Genomic DNA, 26,198 nt, shown 5'->3' on the forward strand with positions numbered 1-26,198 from the left:
CAACTGAGTACCCGATCCGTGGTGACCGTGCGGCCACCGGAGAAGAGTGGTCGGCATGAACGGCCTCTACGCTCTCAAGCCCTGGTACGCGGCCCGGCTCGCCGGGGTCCGCGGGGCGCTCGCCCGGCGCGGGGTGTCGCCCGACGCGCTCACCGCCGCGGGCGTCGCATCCGCCGCGGGCGCCGCCGCGGCCCTCGCCTGGCTGCCGGCGCCGCTCGCCGCGCTCCCGGTCGCCGCCCTCCTCGCGGCCCGGCTCGCCTTCGCCAACCTCGACGGCGCCCTGGCCCGGGACACCGGGCGCACCACGCGGCGCGGTGCGCTGCTGAACGAAGTCGGCGACCGGGCGGCGGACCTGGTGGTGCTGGCGGGCTTCCTCGCGATCGCGCCGCTGTGGCTGGTGGGCGTGGCCGCGTTGACGGCGACCCTGCCGTCCTGGGTGTCCCTGGCGGGCGCCGCCGCCGGCGCGCCCCGGCTGAACGGCGGACCGGTCGGCAAGACGGAGCGCTGTCTGCTGGCGGTGGTGGCCGCGGCGACGGGGTGGGCGGTGCCGGTGCTGATCGTGCTGGCGGTCGGCTCCGCGCTGACCGCGCTGGTGCGACTGGGCCGGCTGTGGCGGGGGTTGGCCGCATGAGCGGGTCGGCGGTGGTAGCGGGCGAGGCGGTGGGACGGGCGCTGCCGCTGGTGGCGGGGGCGCTGGGGGCCGGGGGCCTCGCGGTCGCCGCGCTGCCCGCGCGGATCCGGATGCGGGCCGAGTTGCGCCGGCGCTGGCGCACCTGGGCGCTGGCGGCGCCGGTGTTCTTGGGGGCGCTCTTCCTGGGCGCGGGCGGGGCGTTCGCGCTGGCGGCGCTGCTCGGGGTGGTGGCGGTGGGCGAGTACGTGCGGCTGGCGGGCCTCGCGCCGGCGGACCGGGCGGTGCTGCTGGCCGCGGCGGTCGGGCTGCCGGCGCTGGCGTGGCTGGCGCCGGAGGCGCTGGATCCGCGGGCGGCGGGGCTGTTGCTGCTGGCCGCGGCGGTGGCGCCGGTGCTGTCGGGGGACGGCGCTTCGGGGTTCACCCGGGCCGCGCGCACCGCGTTCGGGCTGCTGTGGATCCCGCTGCCGCTCACCGGTCTGGTGACGCTCGGCCAGACCGCGGTGGCGGTGGGCCTGGCGGTGGCGCTGGGCGACGTGGGCGCCTGGTGCGGGGGTACGGCGCTGGGGCGCAAGGGGCCGTTGGCCCGTCCGCTGTCCCCGCTGTCGCCGAACAAGACGTGGGCCGGCGTCGTGGGCGCGGCCGTCGCAACGGGCCTGGTGCTGCTCGCGGTCGGCGCCTTCTCCCCCGCCCTGTGGGCGGCGGTGCTCGCCGGGTGCGTCCTCGGCGATCTGCTGGAGTCCATGGTCAAGCGGGAGGCGGGCGTCAAGGACGCGGGCAGTTGGCTGCCGGGGTTCGGCGGCCTGCTGGACCGGATCGACTCCCTGCTGCCCGCGCTGCTGTTGGCGGCGGTGGTGACCGGATGAGACCCGGGACGTACGGGGCGGAGAACGCGTCGGGGCGTACGAACGACCCGACCGCCACCACCGCCACCACCACCACCACTGCGACTGCGACTGCGACTGCGACTGCCGACGTACGGGCGTGGGCTCCGCCCCGCTCCCGGGTCGCCTCCGCGCTCCGACGCGCCCTGTGGTGGTGCGTGTTGACCCTCACCGGTGGTGTGGAGCGCCGAGGTCGGCTGCCGCGCGGCGGCTGCGTCGTCGTCGCCAACCACTCCTCGCACGCCGACACCGCCGCCCTCCTCGCCGCGCTCGACGCCCGGCACGCGCCCGCGATCGGCGCCGCAGCCGACTACTGGTTCGCCTCGCCGTGGCGCAGCCGGATCTGTCGCCGGCTCGCCGCCGGCTTCCCGGTCCGCCGCACCGGCGGCGGCCTGGGCGATCTGCTGGCCATGGCGGACGACCTGCGGGCGGGGCGCGCGGTCGTGCTGTTCCCGGAGGGGACGCGCGGCGCGGACGGTGCGCTCGGCTCGTTCCACCGCGGCGCCCTGGTGCTGGCCGCCGAAGCGGGCGTCCCGGTGGTGCCCGTCGGCATCGCGGGTACGGACCGGCTGCTGCCCAAGCACGGTCGGTTGCGCGCTTCGCTGGTACGGGTGCGCATCGGTGCGCCGCTGCCCCCGTCGGTCACGCCGGAGGTCGCGCGCGACGCGGTCGCCCGGCTGCACCGCCGCACCAGCGCGGAGGCGCTGCGGGACTCGACCGCCCGGCGGCGCGTGGCGGCCGTCGCCGCCGGCCGCTGGGGGCTGCTGATCGCCTTCCTGTGGGCCTTCGCGGAGGCCCTGAGTTGGCCGCTGATGCCGGAACTCCTGCTGGGCGCGGCCTGTTTCGCGGCGCCCGCCGCAGCGCTGCGGCTGTCGGCGACCGCGCTGGCGGGCAGCCTCGCCGGCTCGCTGCTGGCGCTCGAACTGGCGGGCACCGGCTTCGCCCTGCCGGCGCCGCTGACGACGGACCGGATGCGCGCCGAGGTCCGGCACTCGGTCTCCGTCCGGGGCGCGGACGCGGTGGCGGGGCAGCCGTGGAACGGCGTCCCGTTCAAGGTGTACGCGGTCGAGGCGGGCCGCGCGGACGTCCCCGCCGGCGACTGGCTGGCGGCCTCCGCAGCCGCCCGTGGCTCGCGCACCCTGACCGTGGGCCTCGCCTTCGCGGCGCTCGGGGTGCTGCTGCGGCGCTACCGGCGCTTCTACCCGGCGTATCTGGCCCTGCTGGTCGGCAGTTTCGCCGTCGGCCTGTCCCTGATCGTGTCCGGCTGGCGCTGATCGTCTCCGGCTGGCGGTGACCGTGTCCGGTGGAGGTGACCGACCGCCCGCGCGCTTCCTCAGCCGGGCGCGTCGCCCGTACGGCGCCGCTCGCGCGGGCCGTGCAGCCCGATCGCCTGGAGGTAGCCGCCGGGGCGGCCGATGCCGTGGTCCACCCGCGCCTGCCGCGGCAGATGCGCCACCACCTCGGCCCGCGGGCGCCCGAAGAGGTCCACGCCGCGGTGCACCACCGGCACCAGCGCGGGCCCGGTCGGCTCCGAGCCGGCGGCGTCCGCGGGCTCCCGCGCCACCTCCACGTAATCGAGCCCTCCGCCGTGCGCGGCGCCGCGCGGGTCGCGTCCGCCGCACACCGTGAGGACCAGGCCCAGGTAGTCCCCGGTGAAGGTCCAGTCGGCGCCGACGCCCTTCAGGACGTGGATCTCGCAGAGCATCGAGACCGCCCACTGGGCCGCGTACCCACTCATGCCGAACCGCAGGGTGCCCGCTCGGTGCGGCAACACCAGTCCGGTTCCCGGCAGGAGTACGAACACCCCACAAGTCAACCACCGTACGGACGAAGGGTTTTTCCCGGGGCCGCCCTTGACACCCCACGCGGGCGTCCCTACCTTCCCCCCACCAGACTCATTCACAAATGAGCCTGAAGTTCATATACGTAAACATCCCCCCACCGGGAGGCGATCCCCCTTGCGCACCCGAGCCACCCTCTCCGCCCTACTGACCTGCGCACTCGTCGGTAGCAGCGTCGCCCTGTCGAACAGCACGGCCACCGCCACCACCGCAGACGTCATCCCCGTGACCAACTCCAGCCAACTGAAGGCCGCACTGACCGCCGCGACCCCCGGCGACACGATCCAACTCGCCGACGGCACCTACACCGGGAACTTCAAGGCCACCGCGGATGGCACCGCCGAGGCCCGGATCACCCTCACCGGCTCGGCGAAGGCCGTCCTCACCGCGGGCGGGGGCTACGGGCTGCACCTGAACGGCGCCTCGTACTGGACGGTCCGGGGCGTCACCGTCACCGGCGGCCAGAAGGGCATCGTCACCGACGGCGCGGACGGCGTCGTCATCGAGAAGGTCACCGTCCACGACCTGGACATGGAGGCGGTCCACTTCCGCTCGTCGAGCCGGAACGCGGTCATCAGGGACTCCCGCATCTACGACACCGGCAACGACGGCCGCGGCATGGGCGAGGGCGTGTACGTCGGCAGCGCCAACACCCTCTCCGACCGCAGCGACAACGCGCTCATCACGGGCAACACCATCGGCCCCGACGTCGGCGGCGAGAACATCGACATCAAGGAGGGCACCACCGGCGCCCGGATCGTCGGCAACACCTTCGACGGCAGCGGTCTGACGGGCGCGAACTACGACGACTCCTGGGTGGACGTGAAGGGCAACGACGTCCTCGTGGAGAACAACACCGGCACCCGCACCACCAACAACGGCTTCGAGACCCACACCCAGCGCACCGGCTGGGGCTGCGGCACGGTCTTCCAGGGCAACCGCGCGGACCTGCGCGGCGCGGAGGGCTCGGGCCAGCTCGCCGTGAACGTCTTCAGCCGCGGCGCGGACTGCCGTACGACGGTGTACGCGAGCAACACGGTCGTCGGCGGCAAGGGCCTGACGAACGTCCCCGTGACGCCCTGACCCCGACGCCTGCTGCCGCGCTCCCGGACCACCCCCACCAGGGATGCGCAACCAATGGGTTGCACGCCACCCCCTGAAGTGCAACCATGAGGTAGCACGTTAGTCGCAGGAGTACGGCAGGAGGCACGACCATGAGTGAGACCCAGCACGCCAGGACCCCCGACGCCGCGGACCCCGCCGGCGCCGCTGACCCCCAGCGGGACCGCATCGAGAAGGAGATCACCATCGCCGCATCGCCCGAGCGCGTCTGGGCGGTGCTCACCGAGCCGAAGCACGTGGGGAACTGGTTCGGGCAGGGCGAGCCCACCCCGGTGGACCTGCGGCCCGGCGGCACGATGCTCTTCGACCACGGCGAGTACGGGACGTTCCCGACCACCATCGTCGAGGTGGACCCGCCGCACCGGTTCGCCTACCGGTGGGCCTCCGCCCACCCCGGCGAGCAGGCCGTCGACGGGAACTCCACCCTGGTGGAGTTCACCCTCGTCCCGGACGGCGACGGCACCCACCTCACCGTCGTCGAGACCGGCTTCGCCGCCCTCGCCATCCCGGCGGAGAGCATGCAGAACGCCTCGTACGAGAGCCACGAGGGCGGTTGGACCGAGCAGGTCGTCAACATCAAGAACTACGCGGAGACGGGTCGGACCGATGGGGTGACGGGGGGTGACTGCGAGGGCGCCGGATCGTAGGGGCGAGAATCGAGCCATGACCACAGGCACGGGCGAGCCGGCGGCGGCAGCCGCCCCGCTCGACACGGCGGACGCCATGTCCGAGGTGCTGTCGGCGCTCGCCGACCCCACCCGGCGGCGCATACTCGACGCACTCGCCACCCACGGCAGCGCGACCGCCACCGTCCTCGCCACGGAGTTGCCCGTCAGCCGGCAGGCGATCGTCAAGCACCTCGCGGTGCTCAGCCGCGCGGGGCTGGTGGCGGGCCGGCGCTCGGGGCGCGAGGCGCAGTTCACCGTCCTGCCCGCGCGGCTGAACGCGGCGGCCCGCTGGATGGCGCGGGTGGCCTCCGACTGGGATTCGCGACTCAACGCGATCAAGCGGCTGGCGGAGACCCCGCCCGAGGCGTGACCGCGCCCGGCGCGTGAGCCCGCCCGGCGCAGGACCTGGCCCGGGCGCATGACCCGGCCCACGCTCCGGCGCGGCGCACGAGCCCAAAAATGGATACCGCCCCCGAACCGGCGTGGGGGCCGGAACGGGGGCGGTGTCTGGGGAGGGCTCCCGGGGCTCCTTCGAGCCCGCGGGGTCAGCCCATGTGCGGGTAGCCGTACTCGGTCGGCGCCACCAGCGTCTCCTTGATCGCGCGGGTCAGCGTCCAGCGCATCAGGTTCTGCGGCGCACCCGCCTTGTCGTTGGTGCCCGAGGCCCGGCCGCCGCCGAAGGGCTGCTGGCCGACGACGGCACCGGTCGACTTGTCGTTGATGTAGAAGTTGCCCGCGGCGTAGCGCAGCTTCTCCATCGTGTGCGCGGCGGCGGCGCGGTCGTTCGCGATGACCGAGCCGGTCAGGGCGTACGCGGAGACGGACTCCATCTGGTCCAGCATCGCGTCGTAGCCCTCGGGCGACTCGTCCTCGTACACGTGCACCGCGAGGATCGGGCCGAAGTACTCGGTCGTGAAGACCTCGTTCTCCGGGTCCGTGCAGACGATGACGGTCGGGCGGACGAAGTAGCCCTCCGAGTCGTCGTAGCTGCCGCCCGCGACGATCTCGCAGCTCGGGTCGGCCGCGGCGCGGTCGATCGCGGCCTTGTTCTTGGCGAAGGACCGGTCGTCGATGACGGCGCCGATGAAGTTCGACAGGTCGGTGACGTCGCCCATCTTGATCCCGTCGACCTCGGCCGCGAACTCCTCCTTGAAGCCGGAGTTCCAGATCGAGGCGGGGACGTACGCCCGGGAGGACGCCGAGCACTTCTGGCCCTGGTACTCGAAGGAGCCTCGGGTCAGCGCGGTCTTCAGCACCGCGCGGTCCGCGCTCGGGTGCGCGACGACGAAGTCCTTGCCGCCCGTCTCGCCGACGATCCGCGGGTAGGAGCGGTACTTCTCGATGTTGTTGCCGACCGTCTTCCACAGGTGCTGGAAGGTGCGGGTGGAGCCGGTGAAGTGGATGCCCGCGAGGTCGGGGTGGTTCAGCGCCACCTCGGAGACGGCGATGCCGTCGCCGGTCACCAGGTTGATGACGCCCTTGGGCAGGCCCGCCTCCTCCAGCAGCTGCATCAGCAGCACGGCGGCGTGGGTCTGCGTCGGGGACGGCTTCCACACCACGACGTTGCCCATCAGGGCGGGGGCGGTCGGCAGGTTGCCCGCGATGGCGGTGAAGTTGAAGGGCGTGATCGCGTAGACGAAGCCCTCCAGCGGACGGTGGTCCAGCCGGTTCCACACGCCCGGGGAGTTCGCCGGCGGCTGCTCGGCGAGCAGCTGGCGGGCGTAGGCGACGTTGAAGCGCCAGAAGTCGACCAGCTCGCACGGGGTGTCGATCTCGGCCTGCTGGGCGGTCTTCGACTGGCCCAGCATGGTGGAGGCGGCCAGCGTCTCGCGCCAGGGGCCGGCCAGCAGCTCGGCGGCGCGCAGGATGATCGCGGCGCGGTCGTCGAAGGACATCGCGCGCCAGGCCGGGGCGGCGGCGAGCGCGGCGTCCACCGCGTCCCGGGCGTCCTGCTCGGTGGCGCCGGCGAAGGTGCCGATCACGGCCTTGTGGTTGTGCGGCTGGACGACGTCGACCCGCTCGCCGCCGCCCATCCGACGCACGCCGCCGATGGTCATCGGCAGCTCGATCGGGTTCTCGGCCAGCTCCTTGAGCTTCGCCTCCAGGCGGGCTCGCTCCGGGCTGCCGGGCGCGTAGGAGTGGACCGGCTCGTTGACCGGCGCGGGGACCTGGGTTACGGCGTCCATGGTTGCCGACAACTCCTTCGTTCGTGGATCGGTTGGGGAGGGGTTCAGCCGCGGCTGGCGAGCGAGCGCAGGAAGAAGGCCAGGTTGGCGGGGCGCTCGGCGAGCCGGCGCATGAAGTAGCCGTACCAGTCGGTGCCGTACGCGATGTACACCCGCATCCGGTGGCCCTCGGCGGCCAGCCGGTGCTGCTCGGCCTCCCTGATGCCGTACAGCATCTGGAACTCGTAGTCCTCCAGCTTGCGGCCGGCACGGTGGGCCAGCTCCTGGCTGATGGAGATGAGACGCGGGTCGTGGGACCCGATCATCGGGTACCCCTCGCCGTCCATCAGGATCCGCAGGCAGCGCACGTACGCCTTGTCGACCTCGGCTTTGTCCTGGTACGCGACGGACGCCGGCTCCTTGTAGGCGCCCTTCACCAACCGTACGCGCGAACCGGCCTCGGCGAGCATCCGGCAGTCGTCCTCGGTCCGGAAGAGGTACGACTGGACGACGGCGCCGGTGCGCGGGAAGCGCTGGCGCAGGTCGGCGTGGATCGCCAGCGTCGAGTCGACGGTGGTGTGGTCCTCCATGTCGAGGGTGACCGTGGTGCCGATCTCGGCGGCGGCCTCGACGACCGGGGTGACGTTCTTCAGCGCCAGGTCGTGGCCGCCGGGCAGGGCCTGGCCGAACGACGACAGCTTCACCGACATCTCGACGCGCTCCCCCAGGCCGAGCGGGCGCAGCGCCTCGACCAGCTCCAGGTAGGCGTCGCGGGCGCGCAGCGCCTCGGCCGGGTCGGTGACGTCCTCGCCGAGGACGTCGAGGGTCACCTCCAGGCCGCGGCTGGCGCTGTCCACGACGACGGGCACGGTCTCCTCGACCGACTCACCGGCGATGAAGCGATTCACCACGGGCTTGGTGAGCGGCGCTGCCGAGATGATGCGACGCATCCGGTCGCTGCGCGACGCGGCGAGGATCACGGGACCCAACACGGGGACCTCCACGAAGGTGTACGAGCAGGCCGACCCGGACCGCGGGGAAGACGATCCGGAACGGCACGAAGAACCACCGTGAAATCTAAGGATCGCTCCGATGGTCAGCCATCGACAGCTGTCACGCATCCGTGGCCGAGATCTCAGACACCTGTCTGAAGGCGGCGGGTGGGCGTGCCAGAATGTCCGGGTGAAGGGCGATTACCAGGACCTCGTCGACGAGATCTCGGCCCTGTTGGGGGCCCCGGCGACGCTGGAGAACCGCGACTTCGGGCTGATCGCGTTCGGCGTCCACGACAGCGGTCTGGACGAGGGTGCGCTGGATCCGGTGCGCACCCGCTCGATCCTCACCCGCACCTCCACGCCGGCGGTCCGCGCCTGGTTCGAGGGCTTCGGCATCGCCCGGGCGACCGGCCCGGTGCGGATCCCGGCGGCCCCGGACGCGGGCGTCCTGCGCGACCGGCTGTGTCTGCCCGTACGCCATCGGAGTGTCGTCCTCGGGTACGTCTGGCTGCTCGACACCACCCCGGGCCCCAGCGAAGCGCAGCTCGCCGGGGCCATGGAGGTGGCCTCCCGCATCGGCGTGCTGCTGGCCGACGAGGAGCGCGCCGACGCCGACCTCGCGCGCGAGTTGCGCGCGGTGCTCACCGCGGAGCGCGGCTGGCAGTACGACATGGCCGTGGCGGCGCTGCGGACCGCGTTGGGAGGGGCCGCGGTCGGGGCGAACGGCCCGCACGCGGTGGTGTGCGTGGCGCCCTGGCCGGCGGCGGACGCGCCGTCGGCGCGGTCGCTGCCGGGGGTGGCGGCGCTGTGCACGGTGACCGTGCCGTGGGCACCGCGGCAGGCCGGGTCCGCGTCCTCCCGGGTGCTCGGGGTCCTGGTGCGGCTGCGGGCCGTGGACACCACCGGTCCCGCGCTGACCCTGGCGGACCAGCTGATCGGCGCCGCCCAGGGCCTGACCGCCGGGATCGCCGCGCCCCGCCCCGGGCTGGCCGAGCTGAACGCCGCCTGGCACGAGGCGGCGTCCGCGGCCCGCGCCGCGCACGCGGAACCCGGGTCGCCGCAGGTGGCGGAGTGGGGCGCCATCGGCCCGTACCGCATGCTGACCTCGCTGGCCGACGGCCCCGCGGCCGACGACCCGGCCGTACGCCCCCTCTTCGCCCCCGCCCACCGCGAGCTGGCCCGCACCGCGGAGGTGTTCCTGGACTGTGCGGGGCAGGCGGGCCGTACGGCGTCCGCGCTCGGCATCCACCGGCAGACCCTCTACTACCGCCTCTCCCGCGTCGAACAACTCACCGGCCTGGACCTCGCGACCGGCGAGGACCGCCTGCTGCTGCACATGGCTCTGAAGGCGGCGCGCCTGTAGAGCGAGGTGTCCGGGGCGGGCGCGGCAGCACCGCAATGGGTGCGCGGTGACGGCGTCTGCGGCCCGTCATTTGTTGCGGGCTGCAGGTGGAGGTCTTAGGGCCGCTGGGGGTCCCCCAGGCCCTCTGGGGCCGAGGTGGGGGTCCCCCCGCTCCCGCAGGGCACAGGGGGAGGAACTGCGCGACAAGCCCACCACCGGGCCGCAGAGACCAACGCTCCTACGGAGTTACGGCGGGTACGTCGGGCGGCGCACGAGCCACACCGCACGCCTCGTCAGCCCGAACGACACCGGGGCCCGGCCCACCGCGACGGTGGACCGGGCCCCGGGCACGCATCAGACGCGCATACGGGCCGCGCGTCAGCCGACCAGGTTCACCGAACGCGCCGACGCCGCACCGATCTCCGCCGCGATCTCCGCCACCACCGGCTGCGGCACGGTGTCGTCGACGGTCAGCACCACCAGCGCCTCCCCGCCTTCCTCCGCCCGCGAGACCTGCATGCCCGCGATGTTCAGACCGGCCTCGCCGAGGATGCGGCCGACGGTGCCGACGACACCGGGACGGTCGTCGTAGCGGAGCACGAGCATGTGCTCGGCGAGCGCCAGGTCCACGTCGTGCTCGCCGATGGCGACGATCTTCTGGACGTTCTTCGGGCCGGCCAGCGTGCCGGAGACGGAGACTTCCTCTCCGCCCGAGAGCGTGCCGCGCACGGTGACCACGTTGCGGTGGTCCGGCGACTCGGAGCTGGTGGTCAGCCGCACCTCGACCCCGCGCTCCTGGGCGAACAGCGGCGCGTTCACATACGACACGGTCTCGGCCACGACGTCCTCGAACACGCCCTTGAGCGCGGAGAGTTCGAGCACCTTGACGTCGTGCTGGGTGATCTCGCCGTACACCTCGACGTCGAGCCGGACCGCGACCTCGCCCGCGAGCGCGGTGAAGATCCGGCCCAGCCGCTCGGCCAGCGGCAGCCCGGGCTTGACGTCCTCGGCGATCACGCCGCCCTGGACGTTCACCGCGTCCGGCACCAGCTCGCCGGCGAGCGCGAGGCGCACCGAACGGGCCACCGCGATGCCGGCCTTCTCCTGCGCCTCGTCCGTGGACGCACCGAGGTGCGGAGTGCACACGACCTGGTCGAACTGGAACAGCGGGGAGTCCGTGCAGGGCTCCTTCGCGTACACGTCCAGGCCAGCGCCGGCGACCCGGCCCTCCTTCAGCGCCGAGGCCAGCGCCTCCTCGTCGACGATCCCGCCGCGCGCGGCGTTCACGATGCGCACGGTCGGCTTGACCTTGTGCAGCGCCTCGTCGCCGATGAGCCCCACGGTCTCCGGCGTCTTGGGCAGGTGGACCGTGATGAAGTCGGCGGTCTCCAGCAGTTCGTCGAGCGAGAGCAGCTTGACGCCCATCTGGGCCGCGCGCGCCGGCTGCACGTACGGGTCGTACGCGACGACCTTCATCCCGAACGCGGACATCCGCTGGGCGACCAGCACGCCGATGCGGCCGAGGCCCACCACGCCGAGGGTCTTCTCGGCCAGCTCGACGCCGGTGTACTTGGAGCGCTTCCACTCGCCGTTCTTCAGCGCGGTGTTGGCCTGCGGGATGTTGCGGGCGGTGGCGATCAGCAGGCCGCAGGCGAGCTCGGCGGCGGTGACGATGTTCGACGTCGGGGCGTTCACCACCATCACACCGGCCTTGGTGGCGGCGGAGACGTCGACGTTGTCCAGACCGACGCCGGCGCGCGCGACGACCCTGAGCTTCTTCGCTGCGGCGATCGCCTCGGCGTCGACCTTCGTGGCGGAACGGATGAGAATCGCGTCGACGTCGGCGATCGCGGGGAGCAGCTGCGCACGGTCGGCGCCGCTGCAGTGCCGGATCTCGAAGTCCGGACCGAGCGCGTCCACGGTGGCGGGCGACAGCTCTTCGGCGATCAGTACGACGGGTTTACGAGCAAGCTCAGCGCTCACGTGAGTCCTCACAAGTCCAAAGATGCCGCACGGGCTCGCAAAGCCACGGCGGGAGTCGGCCGTCCCGACGGCCGCAGGCGGTGGAGGGGCTAGCCGCGTGGAAGACGCACGACACTGTGGGCCTGACGCGTGTTGTTCAGAAGTGTAGTGGTGTCCGGGGCTCGGTCTTGCGCCTTCTCGGCAGGATCACCCGTCCGTGGGTGGACGAAGTGGTCAACGACGGCGAAGGGCCGTCGCGCCCCCGTTCCCCGGGGTGCCACGGCCCTTCGCAACGGGCTCACGCCTCGTCGTCGACCCAGCTCATGAGCTTGCGCAGCTCCTTGCCGGTGGTCTCCAGCAGGTGGTTCTCGTCCTGCGTCTTGTACTCGTTGTACTTCTTCAGGCCGCCGTGGTACTCGTCCATCCAGTTCTTGGCGAAGGTGCCGTCCTGGATCTCGGCGAGGACCTTCTTCATCTCGGCCTTGGTCTGGTCGGTGATGATCCGCGGGCCGGTGACGTAGTCGCCCCACTCGGCGGTCTCGGAGACCGACCAGCGCATCTTCTCCAGGCCGCCCTCGTACATCAGGTCCACGATCAGCTTCAGCTCGTGGAGGCACTCGAAGTACGCGATCTCCGGCTGGTAGCCGGCCTCGACCAGGGTCTCGAAGCCCGCCTTGACCAGGGCGGCGGTGCCGCCGCAGAGCACGGCCTGCTCGCCGAAGAGGTCGGTCTCGGTCTCCTCGGTGAACGTGGTCTTGATGACGCCGGCGCGGGTGCCGCCGATGCCCTTGGCGTACGACAGCGCCAGCTCGAACGCCTTGCCGGTGGCGTCCTGCTCGACCGCCGCGATGCACGGGACGCCGCGGCCCTCCTCGTACTGGCGGCGGACCAGGTGGCCCGGGCCCTTCGGGGCGACCATGGCGACGTCCACGCCGGCCGGGGGCTTGATGAAGCCGAAGCGGATGTTCAGTCCGTGCCCGAAGAACAGGGCGTCGCCGTCCTTGAGGTGGGCGGCGATGGACTCCTCGTACACCTGGGCCTGGATCGGGTCCGGGACCAGGATCATGATGACGTCGGCCTCGGCGGCGGCCTCGGCGGGCGTGACCACGCGCAGGCCCTGCTCCTCGGCCTTGGTCTTGGACTTGGAGCCCTCGTGCAGACCGACGCGGACGTCGACGCCGGAGTCACGCAGCGACAGCGCGTGGGCGTGGCCCTGGCTGCCGTAGCCGATCACCGCGACCTTGCGGTTCTGGATGATGGACAGGTCGGCGTCGGCGTCGTAGAACAGCTCGGCCACTGGGATATCTCCTTGGGGTGCAGATGGTGCGTCCCACCGTACGGCGGGGAGGGGGCGGGGCGCCCGGGGGTCTCGCGATCCGGGCGGGGATGCACGTGGTACGGCCGCGGGGCCGTGCCGTACGACGGCTCAGGCCGTGCGGTCCAGGGCGCGCAGGGACCGGTCGGTGATGGACCGGGCGCCGCGCCCTATGGCGATCGTGCCGGACTGGACGAGCTCCTTGATGCCGAACGGCTCCAGCATCCGGAGCATCGCCTCCAGCTTGTCGCTGGAGCCGGTGGCCTCGATCGTGACGGCCTCGGGCGAGACGTCCACGGTCTTGGCGCGGAAGAGCTGGACGATCTCGACGATCTGGGACCGGGTCTCGTTGTCCGCCCGGACCTTGACCAGCACGAGCTCGCGCTGGATCGCAGCGCTGGGCTCAAGTTCGACGATCTTCAGGACGTTGACCAGCTTGTTGAGCTGCTTGGTGACCTGTTCCAGGGGAAGGCCCTCGACATTGACCACGATGGTGATGCGGGAGATGTCGGGGTGCTCGGTGACGCCGACGGCGAGCGAGTCGATGTTGAAGCCGCGGCGGGAGAAGAGGGCGGCGATCCGGGCGAGGATGCCCGGGGTGTTCTCCACCAGGACGGAGAGCGTGTGCTTGGTTGACATGACTTGGGTCTTCCGTCTCTCTGCTCGCTCAGTCGTCTTCGTTGTCGCCGAAGTCGGGGCGGACCCCGCGGGCGGCCATGACCTCGTCGTTCGAGGTGCCGGCGGCGACCATCGGCCAGACCATGGCGTCCTCGTGGACGATGAAGTCGATCACGACGGGGCGGTCGTTGATCGCGTTCGCCTCGGCGATGACCTTGTCCAGCTCGTCCGGCGACTCACAGCGCAGGGCGTAGCAGCCCATGGCCTCCGAGAGCTTGACGAAGTCCGGGACGCGGGTGCCGGCGCTGGGCTCCTTGCCGGTGGCTCCGGGGCCGGAGTGCAGCACGGTGTTGGAGTAGCGCTGGTTGTAGAAGAGGGTCTGCCACTGGCGGACCATCCCGAGCGCGCCGTTGTTGATGATGGCGACCTTGATCGGGATGTTGTTGAGCGCGCAGGTGGTCAGTTCCTGGTTGGTCATCTGGAAGCAGCCGTCGCCGTCGATGGCCCAGACGGTGCGGTCGGGGGCGCCGGCCTTGGCGCCCATGGCGGCCGGGACCGCGTAGCCCATCGTGCCCGCGCCGCCGGAGTTCAGCCAGGTGGCGGGCTGCTCGTAGTTGATGAAGTGGGCCGCCCACATCTGGTGCTGGCCGACGCCGGCCGCGTAGATGGTGTCCGGCGGCGCCAGCTCGCCGATGCGCTGGATGACCTGCTGGGGCGAGAGGCTGCCGTCCTCGGGCTGGTCGTAGCCGAGGGGGTAGGTCTCGCGCCAGCGGTTGAGGTCCTTCCACCAGGCGGTGTAGTCGCCGGTGTGGCCCTCGCTGTGCTCGGCCTGGACCGCCTGGACGAGGTCGGCGATGACCTCGCGGGCGTCGCCGACGATCGGGACGTCCGCGGCGCGGTTCTTGCCGATCTCGGCGGGGTCGATGTCGGCGTGGACGACCTTGGCGTACGGGGCGAAGCTGTCCAGCTTGCCGGTGACGCGGTCGTCGAAGCGGGCGCCGAGCGTCACCAGCAGGTCGGCCTTCTGCAGCGCGGTGACGGCGGTGACCGAACCGTGCATGCCCGGCATGCCCACGTGCAGCGGGTGGCTGTCGGGGAACGCGCCCAGCGCCATCAGGGTGGTGGTGACGGGGGCTCCGGTGAGCTCGGCGAGGATCTTCAGCTCGGTGGTGGCGCCGGCCTTCAGGACGCCGCCGCCGACGTACAGCACCGGGCGCTTGGCCTGGACGATCAGTTTGGCGGCCTCGCGGATCTGCTTGGCGTGCGGCTTGGTGACCGGGCGGTAGCCGGGCAGGTCCTGGGAGGGCGGCCAGCTGAAGGTGGTCTTGGCCTGGAGGGCGTCCTTGGCGATGTCGACGAGGACGGGCCCGGGGCGGCCGGTGGAGGCGATGTGGAACGCCTCGGCGATCGTGCGCGGGATGTCCTCGGCCTTGGTGACCAGGAAGTTGTGCTTGGTGACCGGCATGGTGATGCCGACGATGTCCGCCTCCTGGAAGGCGTCCGTGCCGATCGCGTGGGAGGCGACCTGGCCGGTGATCGCGACCAGCGGGACGGAGTCCATGTGGGCGTCGGCGATCGGCGTGACCAGGTTGGTGGCGCCGGGGCCCGAGGTCGCCATGCACACCCCGACCTTGCCGGTGGCCTGGGCGTATCCCGTCGCGGCGTGCCCCGCGCCCTGCTCGTGGCGGACCAGGACGTGGCGGACCCGGGTGGAGTCCATCATCGGGTCGTACGCGGGGAGGATGGCGCCACCGGGGATGCCGAAGACGGTGTCGGCACCCACTTCCTCAAGAGAGCGGATGAGGGACTGCGCACCTGTCACGTGCTCGACTGCGGGGGTCTGCTGCCCGCCGCTACGGGCGCGCGGCTGGGGATGGTGGGCCCCGGTGGCCTGCTCGGTCATCGGCATTCTCTTCTCGAAGCAGAGGGTTTGCTGGGGGGTGCTGCGGGTGGTGCTGCCGGTCTGGTCGGGTCGTCCTGGTCGGTTCGTCGCTCGGGCGCTCGCCGGGCGTTACCGGTCTGCTCGGTTCTGCACGGTCTTGCGGTGGTTGGCGCCGGTACGCCGCCCGGTGCCGGTGCAACAAAAAACCCCTCGTGCCGTAGGGCAAGCGAGGGGAGCGCGTCGGGAGGAGTCCGCGGGGTCCTGGTGGGGATCCCGCTCAGCCGACGCGCTGTCCAAGTACGAGAATTCGGGTGCGCATGGCACTGACCCTCTCTCCGGCGCGCCATGACTGTCAAGCCCGTGGGATGCACGTCTCATCATGTGAGCCGCGGTTTGTGCGAACCGCGTCCCATTCCGAAGGAGCCGCCGCCCGCGCCGCCCATCAGGGCGGGCAGGGCCATCGCACCGGGCACCGTGAAGTCGTCCCTGACCAGGGCGCGCCGCAGCCGGTACTCGTCGAGGGCGCCGGAGAAGGCCATGCCCTGGCCGTGGGTGCACCCCATGGCCCGCAGGGCGAGCACCTGCTCGGGGGAGTCCACCCCTTCCGCGACGGACTGCATCCCCAGGTCGTTGGCGATCCGCAGCAGCCCGCTGGTGATCTTGTGCAGTCGGGCGGACTCCACGACGCCGTCGACCAGCCCCCGGTCCAGCTTGAGCACGTCCACCGGGAGCCGGCGCAGGGCGTTGATGGCCGCGTAGCCGCTGCCGAAGCCGTCCAGCGCGATCCGCACCCCGAGCCGGCGCAGCGCCACGAGGCGCTGTTCCAGGTCGTCGAAGGAGTTCCGCGGGTCGTGGTAGATCCGGGGGTCGTTGTCGGACAGCTCGACGATCAGCGAACCGGACGGCAGGCCGTGCCGGGTGAGCAGGCCCTCGATGCTGCCGAGCGGCAGCGACCGGTCCAGCAGTCGACGCGCGGAGATCCGTACCGAGACCGGGACGCAGTGGCCGTGCCGACCGCGCTCGGCGGCCTGCGCCACGGACTCCTCCAGCAGCCAGCGACCGAGTTCGGCGGCGCGGTCCACGTCGTCGGAGACCCGTAGGAACTCGGCGGGCGTGAACAGGATGCCCTGGGCCGAGCGCCAGCGGGCCTGCGCGGCGACGGCGTCGATGCGGCCGGTGGCCAGGTTCACCACGGGCTGGTGCAGCAGCGCGAACTCGCCCTCGTGCAGGGCGCTGCGCAGCCGGGCGGCCAACTCGGTGCGGCGGACCACTTCGGCCTGCATCTGCGGTACGTACAGCTCGACCCGGTCCTTCCCGCCGGCCTTCGCCCGGTACATGGCGAGGTCGGCGTTGCGCATGAGGTCGGAGGGGCCGCAGCCGGGCTCGGCGAAGGCGACCCCGATGGACGCGGCCACCCTGACGTCCTGGCCGTCGATCCGGTACGGCTGGGAGAGTGTGAGCCGCAGCCGGTCGGCGATCTCGACCACCTGGGCCTCGCGGGTGACCCGGTCGCGGGTGCCGTCGCCGGCGATCAGGGCGGCGAACTCGTCGCCGCCGAGGCGGGCGGCGGTGTCCCCGGCCCTCAGGGATTCGGCCAGCCGGCCCGAGGCCGCGATGAGCAGTTGGTCCCCGGCCTGGTGGCCGAGCCGGTCGTTGACGCCCTTGAAGCCGTCGAGGTCGATGAAGAGCACGGCGGTGCCGGCGTCGCCTGAGCGCCGGCCGGACAGGGCCTTACGCACCCGCTCGGTGAACAGCGCCCGGTTGGGCAGGTCGGTGAGCGGGTCGTGCTCGGCGCTGTGCTGGAGCTGGGCCTGGAGTCTGACGCGTTCGGTGACGTCCCGGCTGTTGAAGAGCAGCCCGCCCTGGTGGCGGTTGACCGTGGACTCCACGTTGAGCCATTCGCCGGTGCCGGAGCGGAAGCGGCACTCGATCCGGGTGGTGGGCTCCTCCGCCGCCGGCGCGGCCAGGAACCGCCGCACCTCGTGGACGACCCGTCCGAGGTCCTGCGGATGGACCAGGCAGGCCAGCTCGGAGCCGGTCAGCTCCTCCGCGTCCCGTCCGTAGACGCCGTTGGCCGCGGGGCTGACGTAGCGCAGCACCCCGGAGGGCGCGGCGATCATGATCACATCGCTGGACCCCTGGACCAGGGAGCGGAAGTGGTTCTCCTTCTGGGCCAGTTCGTGGGTGAGCGCGATGTTGTCGAGGAGCATGATCCCCTGGCGTACGACCAGGGCGAGCACGACGGTGCACGCGGTGATGACGACGACCCGGTCCACCCGGCGTCCCTCGACCACGTTGTACAGGATCCCCAGGGTGCAGACCGCGGCGGCCAGGTACGGGGTGAGGGCGGCCAGGGAGCCGGCCACCGGCCGGGTGGGCGGACGCGGCTGCGGCGGTCTGACCGTCTCGACCGGTCGCGGCACGCCCCAGGGGGCGTACGCCAGCAGGAGCGATCCGGCAAACCAGCCGGCGTCCAGGAGCTGCCCGGAGCTGTAGGTCTCGCGCAGCAGCGGCGAGGTGAACAGCGCGTCCGACACCACGGTGAGCGCGAGGGCCGCGACCGCGGTGTGCACCGCGGAGCGGTTGCCGGCCGAGCGGCGGAAGTGCAGCGCCAGCACCATGCTGACCAGCACGATGTCCAGCATCGGATACGCCAGGGAGAGCGCGGCGGGCGCCACGCTCTCCCCTTGGACGTGCGCCGTGTGGGCGAGGGCGAGGCTCCAGGAGATGGTCAGCAGGGAGCCGCCGATCAGCCAGGCGTCCAGGGCCAGGCAGACCCAACCGGCCCGGGTGACCGGGCGCTTCGCGAGGACGAGCAGGCCCACGATGGCGGGCGGCGCGAAGCAGAGGAAGAACACGTCCGCGGTCGACGGGCTGGGCACCGGTCGGTCCAGCACGACCTCGTACCACCCCCAGACGCCGTTGCCGAGGGAGGCCATCAGGGAGGAGAGGGCGAACAGCAGCCACGCGGGCCGCCGCCGCGGGGTGACCTGGCGCGCGTAACAGAAGCACGAGACGGCGGCGATCAGGGCGGCGGCGCTGAGTCCGAAGTCGCCCATGATCAGAGCGAGTTCCCTGGAGCCCCAGCCAACCGCGGCGCCCACGGCGTAACCGATGCAGAGCAGGGCCAGGAGGAGGGGGGCGAGGAGCCCCTGCGCACCACCGGCCGCCGCCCGGCCGGCCACCAGCGCCTCCTGGGCGCTCACCGGCCCGCTCCCCGGGCCGTTCCCCGAGGAGACCCCGGGTGTCGTCGACGACATCCCCGCCGCGTTGGATCATTGGTCCATTGGCCGTGCATCGCCCGTCGCCCCCCTCGGAATCCAATCGACAGTCAGGCTGCGCCACCGCACCGCCCCATGCTGGGTGCAACCCCCAAGTCGGGACTTTACACCAGGATGGTCACTCAGGGACATAGCACCTCTACTCTCCGTGACCATGGTCGAGCGGGACGACGCGCTGGGCGATCGGGGGGCTTCGCAGCGTTTCCGGCTGTGACGGGGTCGGACCGGGGGTCCGGATGGCGCGAACCGTACGGTCCGACCCCGTGGGCGATCTTCCGGCGCTACGCCGTGGAGCCGGTGGTGAGGACGAGGTTGTCCAGCGGTTCGCCGGCTGCGAAGCGGGTGAGCTGCCGGGCCAGCAGCCGCTTGGCGCGCGGCATGAAGGCCGAGGTGGACCCGCCGACATGGGGGCTGATCAGCACTCCGGGCGCGTGCCAGAGGGGGTGTCCGGCGGGCAGCGGCTCGGGGTCGGTGACGTCGAGGGCCGCGGTGATGCGTCCGCTCGTGACTTCGGCGAGCAGCGCCGCGGTGTCGACGACGGCGCCGCGGGCGACGTTCACCAGGAGTGCGCCGTCCTTCATCGCCGCCAGGAACTCCCCGTTCACCAGGCCCTTCGTCCCGGCGGTCAGGGGCACCGACAAGATCACCACATCGGCTTCGGGGAGCAGGGCGGGCAGTTCGGTGAACGGGCGCACCACACCGCGCTCGGTGGTGCGCGGGGAGCGCGCGACGCGTTCCACGCGCGCGCACTCAAAGGGCGCGAGCCGGTCCTCGATCGCGGCCCCGATCGCCCCGTATCCGATGATCAGCACCGACTTGTCGGCGAGCGCCGGATAGAAGCCGGAGCGCCACTCCTCGGCGTCCTGGCCCCGGACGAAGCCGGGGAGGCCGCGGAGCGAGGCGAGGACGAGCGCGAGGGCCAGTTCGGCCGTGGACGCCTCGTGCACGCCGCGGGCGTTGCAGAGGCGTACGCCGGAACGGAGGCTTCCGAGCCCCGGTTCGACGTTGTCGGTCCCTGCGGAGAGTGTTTGCACGACCCTGACGGACGACATCGAGGGCAGCGGGCGGGTCGCGGTCGTCGCACCGGACATGTAGGGGACCGTGTAGAAGACGCAGTCGGCCGGGTCGGCGGGGAAGTCCTCGCCGCCGTCCCAGAGCCGGTAGGTGAGGCCCGAGTCGGCGGCCGGGGGCAGGCCCTCGATCTCGTCGGCCGGTATGGGCAGCCAAACGTCGGAAGTCATGGTCACCACGGTAGGACGTGTTGTGTTGATCTTGGTGGGCTGGGAGTGGTGGAACGGCTGGGGTTGGTTAGTTTGGTGGGCGTCCGGCGACGGACGAGGAAGCGGAGGGTACGGGCGGGTGGAGCGCAGGACGATCGGCGCGGCGGCGCTGCGGGTGGGCGCGGTGGGGCTGGGCTGTATGCCGATGAGCTGGGCGTACGCCACTTCGCAGCAGCGCGGGGACCGTTCCCTGCGGACGGTGCACGCGGCCCTGGACGCGGGCTGCACGCTGCTGGACACCGCGGACATGTACGGACCCTTCACCAACGAGCTGTTGCTCGGCCGGGTCTTGAAGGAGCGGCGTGCGGACGCGTTCGTCGCGACGAAGGTCGGGCTCCTGGTGGGTGACCAGCACGTCGTCGCCAACGGCCGGCCCGGGTACGTGCGGCGGGCCTGCGACGCGTCGCTGCGGCGGCTCCAGACGGACGTGATCGACCTGTACCAACTGCACCGGCCCGACCCCGAGGTCCCCGTCGAGGAGACGTGGGGCGCGATGGCGGAGTTGGTGACGGCGGGGAAGGTGCGGGCGCTCGGGGTGTGCGCGACGGGGGCCGACGACGCGCGGGCGCCCCGGCGCGGTACGGCGTACCCCGCGGCGTACTCGGGGCCGTACGGCAAAACGATCCGGCTGCTGGAGCGGGTGCAGCAGGTGTTCCCGGTGGCCGCGGTGCAGGCGGAGCTGTCGGTGTGGTCGCCGGACGCGCTGGAGCTGCTGTTGCCGTGGTGCGGGGCCAGGGGCGTCGGCTTCTTGGCGGCGATGCCGCTGGGCAGCGGCTTCCTCACCGGGACGCTCACGCCGGGGCAGGGCTTCGAGCCCGACGACCCGCGGGCCCGGCACCCCCGTTTCACGGCGGAGATGATGGCGGCGAACCAGCCGGTGGTCGCCGGGCTGCGGCGGGTGGCCAGGCGGCACGGCCCGGACGCCACCCCGGCGCAGGTGGCCCTGGCGTGGGTGCTGGCGCGCGGGCGGCACGTGGTGCCGGTGCCCGGGGCCAAGCGCGAGGCGTGGGTCGTGGAGAACGCGGGGGCGGTGGGGCTGCGGCTCACGGAGCGGGACGAGGCGGAGATCGCGGCGCTGCCGGCGGCGCTGGGCTCCTGGGACTGAGCGGCGCTGCCGCGGCGCGGCAGGTGGGCGCTGGCGCGGGAGGTGGGCGCTGGCGCGGGAGGTGGGCGCTGGCGCGGGAGGTGGGCGCTGGCGCGGGAGGTGGGCGCTGGCGCGGGAGGGCGGTGTCGCGGATGGTGCGCTCGGGAACCGTTCGCGCCCGGGCGGTGTATGAAGGGTAGTTGTCCGCCCACTCGACGAAGGGATCGTGATCGTGCGACGTCCTGGAGCGACGGCCGTTGTGGCCACCGCCGTGCTGCTGCTGGCCACCGCGTGCTCGTCCGACGGCGGCCGGACGCCGAGCGGGCGGGGTACGGCCTCCGCCTCCGGTCCGACCGGTGCCGCGTCGGGCTCCCCTTCGCCGACGGGCCCGCCGGCGAAGGGCTCGGTGAAGGTCGCGGGCACGGTCACCGAGGGGCTGAAGTCCCCGTGGGGCGCGGTTGCCCTGCCCGACGGGGACGTCCTGGTCTCGTCCCGGGACGAGGCCACGATCACCCGGGTCGACGGCGAGAGCGGCAAGCAGACGCAGATCGGCTCGGTCCCGGGCGTCGCTGCGAACGGCGAGGGGGGTCTGCTGGGCATCGCCGTCTCCCCCGACTTCGCCGCCGACCGCCAGGTGTACGCCTACTTCACGACGGACTCCGACAACCGCATCGCCCGGCTGCGCTATGACGAGCAGCGCCCCGCCGGCCAGCAGTTGGGCGCCCCGGACACGATCCTGCGGGACATCCCGAAGGGCGTCGTGCACAACGGCGGCCGGATCGCGTTCGGGCCGGACAAGATGCTGTACGCGGGCACGGGCGAGGTCGGTCAGACGGGCCTTTCGCAGGATCCTGCGTCGCTCGGCGGGAAGATCCTGCGGATGACCCCGGACGGGCGCCCCGCACCGGACAATCCCCGCCCCGACTCCCTCGTCTATTCGCTGGGCCACCGCAACGTGCAGGGGCTCGCCTGGGACGCCGACAAGCGGCTGTGGGCCAGCGAGTTCGGCCAGAGCACCTGGGACGAGCTCAATCTGATCCGCCCCGGCGAGAATTACGGCTGGCCCGACGTGGAGGGGAAGGGCGGCAAGGACGGCTTCGTGGATCCGGTGGCCCAGTGGAAGACGGACGAGGCGTCCCCGAGCGGCATCGCGTACGCCGAGGGCTCCATCTGGATGGCGGGCCTGCGGGGCGAACGCCTGTGGCGCATTCCGCTCGCCGGCGGGGAACCGTCCGCCGCGCCCCAGTCGTTCCTGAAGTCGGAGTACGGCCGACTGCGCACCGTCGTCGCCACGAGCGGCCCCCAGGTCCTGCTGATCACCAGTGAGACCGACGGCCGGGGCTCGCCCGAGTCCGGGGACGACCGCATCCTCCGTCTGGAGGTGAAGTGAGGAGTGCCCCACCGATGTTCAATGTCTTCGAGCAGATCTTCGCACCGGGCCGCAAGCACACGGACGAGGAGCACAATCGACTCGCCCTGACCCGGGAGGACGTCGGGGACGCGGATCCCGCGCGCGGCCCGATAGACCTCACGTCCGGCACGGTCGTCGTCCGCCACCCCGCCAAGGCCGCCCCGGCTGCCTCCGCCGGCGCTGACTGAGCCAGCAAGGGCCACGGGCGGCGCCGGCCGACGCGAGGACAACAGGCGCGCGGCGCTGGGACGACCGGGTGCGGCGCGTGGACGGCCGGGGTGCGGCGCAGGGGTTAGACGCCGGTCTCTTCCAGGGGGAAGAGCCGCAGCCGGTGGGCGACAGCCGCCGCTTCGCCCCGGCCGGACACGTTCAGCTTGGCCAGGATGTTGGACACGTGCACGCTCGCGGTCTTCGGGGAGATGAAGAGCGTCTCGGCGATCTGGCGATTGCTGCGGCCCGTGGCCACCAGCCGTAGGACGTCCTTCTCGCGCGGGGTCAGCCCGAAGGCGGAGCCCGGGGAGGGGTCGGCCGCGGCGCAGCCCTCGGCCTCGCCCGGTGCCGCGTTCCGCTCCGGCTCCAGTGGGATGCGGGCGCGCTGCGCGAGGAGCGCGTTGTCCTGGACGAGCGGTCTGGCACCGAGGCGTACGGCGGCCTCCTGGGCCTGTCGCAGCAGCTCGGCCGCGCGGGCGCGGTCCGTCGACAGCAGGGACTCGGCCCAGCGGTGCCGCACCAGCGCCAGCGCGTAGGGGTGGTTCACCTGCTCGAACGCCTCGCCGGCCTCGGCCCAGTCCTCGGGGCGGTCCTCGCCGCGGGCGCGGCGCAACTCCACGCGCACCCAGCGGTCGTACGCCACCCACATGGGGACGGCGGCGGGCAGGGTGCGGGCCAGTGCGGCGATGCGGTCCAGGACTTCGGCGCGGCCCTCCTCGGCGGCGGGCAGCCCGCGGGTGTCGCCCTCCAGGGTCGCGGCGATGCGCAGCAGCGGCCAGGCGTACCGCTGCGTGCCGGTCGGGAAGCCGTCGGCGGTCACCCGGGTGAACTCGGCGCGGGCGTCGGCGATCCGCCCCTGGGCCGCGGCGATCGCGACCTCGATCATGTCGAGGCTGACGGTGCTCTGCGGGGTGGGGTCCTTCGTGCCGAAGTGCTCGCGCGCCTCGCGCAGCCGTCGGGCGGCCGACGCGGTGTCGCCGCGGCCCAGGTCCAGCAGGGCGAGTCCGGTGGCGGCCCAGGCGCGCGGCTTGGGGCTCTGGGCGACGGTCAGGGAGCGCTCCGCGACCTCCTTGACGTCGTCCCAACGCCCGAGGACGAAGTACGAGTCGGCGAGGTTGCCGAGGACCCACGCCTCGGTGCCGACCAGTTCGTGGCTGGCGGAGACCTCCAGGCCCTCCAGCAGGACGTCGACGGACTCCTGGGAGCGTCCCACGCCTTCCAGGGCGTGCGGCAGGTTCACATGGCTGCTGGAGATCAGGGAGGAGAGGTTGAGCGCCAGGGACCGCTCCTTGACGGCGTACATCTCGGCCAGTCCCTGCTCGACGTGGCCGGCCTCGACGAGGAGGCCGCCCAGGGAGAGCCGGGCGGCGAGTTCGGTGTTCTCGTCGCCGACCATCCGCGCGTACTCCACGGCGCGTTCGGCGATGGCGAGGCTCTCGGGGCCGGGGGTGTGGATGCGGTACCAGGCTGCGGCCTCGGCGAGCACCTGGGCGTGCACCGGAGACGGCGGCAGGCCGCGCACCACTTCCTTGGCCTCGGCGAGTTCGGCCCAGCCGTCGCCGCGGCCGAGCACCGACACCAGCCGGGAGCGCTGGACGGCGAACCAGGCAGCGCTCAGCGGGTCCTGTTCGGCGAGCGCCAGCCGCTGGCCGCGCTTGGCGATCTGCAGGGCGCGCTCCCGCTCCCGGCTGAGCCGGCCGGCGGTGGTGGCCTCCGCCATCAGGTCGAGGAAGCGCAAGGGGGTCTCGGGGTCGCAGCCGCGCGCGGGGTACGCCTCGGCGTAGTCCAGCGGGCGCAGTTCGGCGCGGACCTCGGAAGGCGCGTTGTCCCACAGCTCCATGGCCCGCTCCAGCAGCCGCAGCTGCTCGGAGTAGGCACGGCGGCGGCGGGCTTCGACGGAGGCGCCGAGCACGGCCGGCAGCGCCTTGGCCGGGTCGTGCGCGTGGTACCAGTAGCTGGCGAGCCGCATGGCCCGCTCGTCGTCCCGTACCAGCGCGGGGTCGGCCTCCAGCGCCTGGGCGTACCTGCGGTTGAGCCGGGAGCGCTCGGGGGGCAGCAGGTCGTCGCTGACGGCCTCGCGGGCGAGGGAGTGCCGGAAGCGGTAGCCGTCGCCGTCCGGGGACGGCTGGAGGATGTTCGCCTCGACGCCGGCGCGGAGGGCTTCGATGAGGTGGTCCTCGGGGAGGCCGGTGACGGCGAGGAGGAGGCCGTACTCCACGGTGGAGCCGCCCTCGGCGAGAACGCGGGCGGCCCGCTGGGCGGACTCGGGCAGGGCTTCGACCCGTACGAGCAGGATGTCGCGCAGCGAGTCGGGCAGGCCGCAGGGGTCGTCGGCGACGAGGCTGCGGGCCAGCTCCTCCACGAAGAAGGCGTTGCCGTCGGAGCGGTCGAAGACGTTGTCGACCATGTCGGGGGCGGGCTCGGCGGCGAGGATGCCGACGAGTTGGCGGTGCACCTCGCCGCGGGTGAAGCGGGCCAGCTCGATGCGTTGGACGGTGCGGGTGCGGTCCAGCTCGGCGAGGAAGGGGCGCAGCGGATGGCGGCGGTGGACGTCGTCGGAGCGGTACGTGGCGATGAAGACGAGCCGGCCGCGGCGCAGGGTGCGGGTGAGGTAGGTGATCAGATGGCGGGTGGAGGCGTCGGCCCAGTGCAGGTCCTCCAAGACCAGGACGACCGTCCGCTCCGCCGCGACGCGCTCCAGCAGGCGGGTGGTCAGCTCGAAGAGGCGGGCCAGCTCGCCGTCCTCGTCCCCGCTGCGCTCGCCCCTCGGGTACTCCCCCAGCTCGGGGAGGAGGCGGGCGAGTTCCTGTTCGTGTCCGGCGGCTGCGGTCGCCATCTCCTCGGGCATCAGCCGGCGCAGGGTGCGCAGGGCGGTCGAGAAGGGGGCGAAGGGCAGGCCGTCGGCGCCGATCTCGACGCAGCCGCCGACGGCGACGACTGCGTCACGGCGCCGGGCCTCCGTCCACAGCTCCTCGATCAGCCGGGTCTTGCCGACCCCGGCCTCGCCGCCGACGAGGAGGGCCTGCGGCTCTCCGCACCCGGTGGTGCCGTCCCCGGCAGCACGGATGAGCGCGTCGGTGAGCACGGACAGCTCACCGGCGCGCCCGACGAACACCGGACTGACGGATCGGGTCTCCACGCTGCTGAGCATCGCACAGGCGTCTGACAGCACGGCACCCCCGACGATCTTCGTCGGGGGTGGGCCGTCGGTGGCGCCGGGCTCCCAGGAGTGTGCGGGGGCCGCGGCGCGGGCCGGGTTCACGCGGCGGGGGCGTAGCGTCGGGCCGGGTTCGCCCCGTCCTCTTCCGGCTCGGCGCCGCGTTGCTCTGTGCGCCGGGCGAGGCGTGCCCGACGGGCCAGGCGGTACGCCTCGGCGCGCCGGACTAGCTCCTCGTGGTGTACCCGGGCGGCCTCGCGGTCGAAGTGGCCGTGCGTCGCGAATGCGGACATGTCCCGCTCCTCGGGTGGTGGTGGGTTCCGGCTCTCTGCCGTGCCTCCACTCTCGGTTCC

Annotated in this window: 21 protein-coding genes; 10 read left to right on the forward strand and 11 right to left on the reverse strand. The window is 72.8% G+C overall.

Going from position 1 to position 26,198, the window contains the following annotated elements; translation table 11 throughout:
• Window positions 1–55 precede the first annotated feature (55 nt).
• From ABZ842_RS14890 to ABZ842_RS14900, 3 genes are read left to right on the forward strand one after another with little or no spacing between them, the layout of a single operon-like run.
• Window positions 56–631, forward strand: coding sequence for a CDP-alcohol phosphatidyltransferase family protein (locus ABZ842_RS14890; protein WP_361536955.1), 576 nt, complete (start codon window positions 56–58; stop codon window positions 629–631).
• The gene (locus ABZ842_RS14895) at window positions 628–1,494 is read left to right on the forward strand and encodes a phosphatidate cytidylyltransferase (RefSeq protein ID WP_361536957.1); all 867 of its coding nucleotides are present in this window, start codon (window positions 628–630) and stop codon (window positions 1,492–1,494) included. Before ABZ842_RS14890 ends, ABZ842_RS14895 begins: the two co-directional genes overlap by 4 nt.
• Window positions 1,491–2,786 carry a lysophospholipid acyltransferase family protein gene (locus ABZ842_RS14900; protein WP_361536959.1) on the forward strand — a complete coding sequence of 432 codons (1,296 nt, stop codon included), beginning with the start codon at window positions 1,491–1,493 and terminating at the stop codon, window positions 2,784–2,786. Before ABZ842_RS14895 ends, ABZ842_RS14900 begins: the two co-directional genes overlap by 4 nt.
• Window positions 2,787–2,845: 59 nt before the next feature.
• Here the strand turns inward: ABZ842_RS14900 and ABZ842_RS14905 are convergent, their stop codons facing one another.
• Window positions 2,846–3,316 (reverse strand): hypothetical protein, encoded by a 471-nt coding sequence (locus ABZ842_RS14905; protein ID WP_361536961.1) that lies wholly within the window; start codon window positions 3,314–3,316, stop codon window positions 2,846–2,848.
• A gap of 154 nt (window positions 3,317–3,470) precedes the next feature.
• Between ABZ842_RS14905 and ABZ842_RS14910 the strand changes: the two genes are divergently transcribed.
• From ABZ842_RS14910 to ABZ842_RS14920, 3 genes are all read left to right on the forward strand, one after another.
• A complete protein-coding gene (locus ABZ842_RS14910) occupies window positions 3,471–4,436 on the forward strand; it encodes a right-handed parallel beta-helix repeat-containing protein (protein WP_361536963.1) in 966 nt (321 codons plus the stop codon).
• 131 nt (window positions 4,437–4,567) lie between these two features.
• A complete protein-coding gene (locus tag ABZ842_RS14915; protein WP_361536965.1) occupies window positions 4,568–5,122 on the forward strand; it encodes an SRPBCC family protein in 555 nt (184 codons plus the stop codon).
• Window positions 5,123–5,198: 76 nt separating this feature from the next.
• Entirely contained in the window at window positions 5,199–5,513 is a 315-nt protein-coding gene (locus ABZ842_RS14920) for a metalloregulator ArsR/SmtB family transcription factor (protein ID WP_361537234.1), read from the forward strand.
• Window positions 5,514–5,688: 175 nt separating this feature from the next.
• On the opposite strand, the gene pruA is transcribed toward ABZ842_RS14920, so the two are convergent.
• Together pruA and ABZ842_RS14930 are read right to left on the reverse strand one after the other, a co-directional pair.
• Window positions 5,689–7,329, reverse strand: coding sequence for an L-glutamate gamma-semialdehyde dehydrogenase (pruA, locus tag ABZ842_RS14925; RefSeq protein ID WP_361536967.1), 1,641 nt, complete (start codon window positions 7,327–7,329; stop codon window positions 5,689–5,691).
• Between the two features lie 44 nt (window positions 7,330–7,373).
• The gene (locus tag ABZ842_RS14930; RefSeq protein WP_361536969.1) at window positions 7,374–8,300 is read right to left on the reverse strand and encodes a proline dehydrogenase family protein; all 927 of its coding nucleotides are present in this window, start codon (window positions 8,298–8,300) and stop codon (window positions 7,374–7,376) included.
• A gap of 190 nt (window positions 8,301–8,490) precedes the next feature.
• Here ABZ842_RS14930 and ABZ842_RS14935 point away from each other — a divergent pair, with 190 nt between their 5' ends.
• Window positions 8,491–9,666, forward strand: a complete 1,176-nt coding sequence (locus ABZ842_RS14935) for a helix-turn-helix domain-containing protein (RefSeq protein WP_361536971.1) — start codon at window positions 8,491–8,493, stop codon at window positions 9,664–9,666.
• A 357-nt stretch (window positions 9,667–10,023) separates the two neighbouring features.
• On the opposite strand, the gene serA is transcribed toward ABZ842_RS14935, so the two are convergent.
• From serA to ABZ842_RS14965, 6 genes are all read right to left on the reverse strand, one after another.
• On the reverse strand, window positions 10,024–11,628 hold the full coding sequence (serA, locus tag ABZ842_RS14940; RefSeq protein ID WP_361536973.1) for a phosphoglycerate dehydrogenase: 1,605 nt from the start codon (window positions 11,626–11,628) through the stop codon (window positions 10,024–10,026).
• A 277-nt stretch (window positions 11,629–11,905) separates the two neighbouring features.
• Window positions 11,906–12,904: a ketol-acid reductoisomerase gene (gene ilvC / locus ABZ842_RS14945; RefSeq protein WP_361536975.1), complete on the reverse strand. Its 999-nt coding sequence runs from the start codon at window positions 12,902–12,904 to the stop codon at window positions 11,906–11,908.
• A gap of 129 nt (window positions 12,905–13,033) precedes the next feature.
• Window positions 13,034–13,561 (reverse strand): acetolactate synthase small subunit, encoded by a 528-nt coding sequence (gene ilvN, locus ABZ842_RS14950; RefSeq protein ID WP_361536977.1) that lies wholly within the window; start codon window positions 13,559–13,561, stop codon window positions 13,034–13,036.
• A gap of 28 nt (window positions 13,562–13,589) precedes the next feature.
• Window positions 13,590–15,449, reverse strand: a complete 1,860-nt coding sequence (locus ABZ842_RS14955) for an acetolactate synthase large subunit (RefSeq protein WP_361536979.1) — start codon at window positions 15,447–15,449, stop codon at window positions 13,590–13,592.
• Window positions 15,450–15,799: 350 nt separating this feature from the next.
• Window positions 15,800–18,628 carry an EAL domain-containing protein gene (locus tag ABZ842_RS14960; protein ID WP_361536981.1) on the reverse strand — a complete coding sequence of 943 codons (2,829 nt, stop codon included), beginning with the start codon at window positions 18,626–18,628 and terminating at the stop codon, window positions 15,800–15,802.
• Window positions 18,629–18,984: 356 nt separating this feature from the next.
• On the reverse strand, window positions 18,985–19,944 hold the full coding sequence (locus ABZ842_RS14965; protein ID WP_361536983.1) for a 2-hydroxyacid dehydrogenase: 960 nt from the start codon (window positions 19,942–19,944) through the stop codon (window positions 18,985–18,987).
• A 118-nt stretch (window positions 19,945–20,062) separates the two neighbouring features.
• On the opposite strand from ABZ842_RS14965, the gene ABZ842_RS14970 reads away from it, so the two are divergent.
• The 3 genes from ABZ842_RS14970 to ABZ842_RS14980 all read left to right on the forward strand — a co-directional run bounded on the left by ABZ842_RS14970 (window position 20,063) and on the right by ABZ842_RS14980 (window position 22,666).
• Window positions 20,063–21,088, forward strand: a complete 1,026-nt coding sequence (locus ABZ842_RS14970; RefSeq protein ID WP_361536985.1) for an aldo/keto reductase — start codon at window positions 20,063–20,065, stop codon at window positions 21,086–21,088.
• 211 nt (window positions 21,089–21,299) lie between these two features.
• Window positions 21,300–22,457 carry a PQQ-dependent sugar dehydrogenase gene (locus tag ABZ842_RS14975; protein ID WP_361536987.1) on the forward strand — a complete coding sequence of 386 codons (1,158 nt, stop codon included), beginning with the start codon at window positions 21,300–21,302 and terminating at the stop codon, window positions 22,455–22,457.
• A 14-nt stretch (window positions 22,458–22,471) separates the two neighbouring features.
• The gene (locus ABZ842_RS14980) at window positions 22,472–22,666 is read left to right on the forward strand and encodes a DUF6191 domain-containing protein (protein WP_361536989.1); all 195 of its coding nucleotides are present in this window, start codon (window positions 22,472–22,474) and stop codon (window positions 22,664–22,666) included.
• Between the two features lie 104 nt (window positions 22,667–22,770).
• On the opposite strand, the gene ABZ842_RS14985 is transcribed toward ABZ842_RS14980, so the two are convergent.
• Window positions 22,771–25,839, reverse strand: coding sequence for an AAA family ATPase (locus tag ABZ842_RS14985; protein WP_361537235.1), 3,069 nt, complete (start codon window positions 25,837–25,839; stop codon window positions 22,771–22,773).
• Between the two features lie 107 nt (window positions 25,840–25,946).
• The gene (locus ABZ842_RS14990) at window positions 25,947–26,138 is read right to left on the reverse strand and encodes a hypothetical protein (RefSeq protein ID WP_361536991.1); all 192 of its coding nucleotides are present in this window, start codon (window positions 26,136–26,138) and stop codon (window positions 25,947–25,949) included.
• Between the last annotated feature and the right edge of the window lie 60 nt (window positions 26,139–26,198).

Origin of the sequence: Streptomyces sp. NPDC047315 (genome assembly GCF_040643215.1) — a bacterium.
Classification (GTDB): Bacteria; Actinomycetota; Actinomycetes; order Streptomycetales; family Streptomycetaceae; genus Streptomyces.